Here is an 856-nt window from a genome sequence, read left to right as displayed (position 1 = left end):
GGCTCTGGTGCAAATAGGGGCGGCGAATGGGTTAGAGTTGTCGGAACAAAACGAACCGACGAGCCGCGATGAGCAAGCTGAAGAGTGCGGAGAAGTTGTTCGGCGGACGCCATTTTGATCGGGAGATCATCATTCTGTGCGTTCGCTGGTACCTGCGCTACAAGCTCAGCTTTCGCGATCTGGTCGAGATGATGGCCGAATGGGGATTGTCGCTGGCTCACACGACGATTCTGCGCTGGGTGAGGCGTTATACACCCGAGTTCGTCAAACGCTGGAACCGCTTTGCTACACCTGCGGGTCGCTCGTGGCGTGTCGATGAGACCTACCTGAAGATTCGCGGCAGGTGGGTCTACCTGTACCGGGCAGTGGATCGGGCTGGCCAGACGGTGGACTTCATGCTCAGAGCCCGACGCGACATGGCTGCGGCCAAAGCTTTTTTCAGCAAGGCCATCAAGCGTCAGGGCCAGCCGCCGGAGACCATCACGCTCGACGGCTATGCCGCCTCGCACCGCGCGGTGCGCGAAATGAAGACCGATGGTCTGCTGCCTGAAGACACGAAGGTCCGGTCCTCAAAATATCTGAACAACGTGATCGAGCAAGACCATCGCCACATCAAGTCCAGAACGAACGTGATGCTTGGGTTCAAGCGATTCGGGAGCGCCGCGACCACGATTTCAGGAATCGAGTTGACGCATCGCATTCGCAAGGGGCAGTTCGATCTCGCGAAGCTCGGCCTCAAGGAGGCCGCTGCGCCCGCCGTATGGAATGCGGTCCTGTTTGATCGATAAGCCTTCCTACCTATATGAACTTTCTCAACCTGCTTACCTATTTGCACCAGAACCTACGGGCGTACCTG

1 protein-coding gene is annotated in these 856 nt (G+C 57.8%); it reads left to right on the top strand.

Going from position 1 to position 856, the window contains the following annotated elements; genetic code table 11:
• Positions 1 to 68 precede the first annotated feature (68 nt).
• Positions 69 to 788 (top strand): IS6 family transposase, encoded by a 720-nt coding sequence (locus VSR72_RS43990; RefSeq protein WP_342958418.1) that lies wholly within the window; start codon positions 69 to 71, stop codon positions 786 to 788.
• The last annotated feature ends 68 nt before the right edge of the window (positions 789 to 856 follow it).

The organism is Paraburkholderia sp. JHI869, from assembly GCF_038900775.1.
Taxonomy (GTDB): Bacteria; Pseudomonadota; Gammaproteobacteria; order Burkholderiales; family Burkholderiaceae; genus Paraburkholderia.
Note: the sequence above shows the minus strand (reverse complement) of the source record. Positions and strands in the feature narration are given on the sequence as shown.

Bases quoted from the DNA above. Each gene is read 5' to 3' on its own strand.
- VSR72_RS43990 (WP_342958418.1), top strand. From the start codon at position 69: ATGAGCAAGCTGAAGAGTGCGGAGAAGTTGTTCGGCGGACGCCATTTT.